This is a genomic window from Microvirga antarctica, from assembly GCF_017921815.1.
In the GTDB taxonomy this organism is placed as follows: domain Bacteria; phylum Pseudomonadota; class Alphaproteobacteria; order Rhizobiales; family Beijerinckiaceae; genus Microvirga; species Microvirga antarctica.
Genome location: NZ_JAGEMM010000059.1, coordinates 1 through 292 on the forward strand (window position 1 = coordinate 1; position 292 = coordinate 292).

The following is a 292-nucleotide window of genomic DNA, read 5'->3' on the forward strand; positions in this document are numbered from 1 at the left end:
CAGGATATGATCTATTCTGGTCGCCATTCTCAGTCTTATATGCAGTCGTTACCGGATTTTGTGCGCCTGGCGGAAGCATATGGCCATGTCGGGCTGCAGATTAACCGTCCGGATGAGCTGGAAAGTAAACTCAGCGAAGCCCTTGAGCATGTGCGTAATAACCGACTGGTGTTCGTCGATGTCACCGTTGATGGCAGCGAGCATGTCTATCCGATGCAGATTCGCGGGGGCGGGATGGACGAAATGTGGTTAAGCAAAACGGAGAGGACCTGATGATGCGCCGGATTTTATC

Annotated in this window: 1 protein-coding gene; it reads left to right on the forward strand. The window is 52.1% G+C overall.

What is annotated here, in order from left to right:
* The coding region (locus tag J4G32_RS20845; protein WP_246505440.1) for a thiamine pyrophosphate-dependent enzyme at positions 1-273 on the forward strand (273 nt) is incomplete at its 5' end.
* Positions 274-292 lie beyond the last annotated feature (19 nt).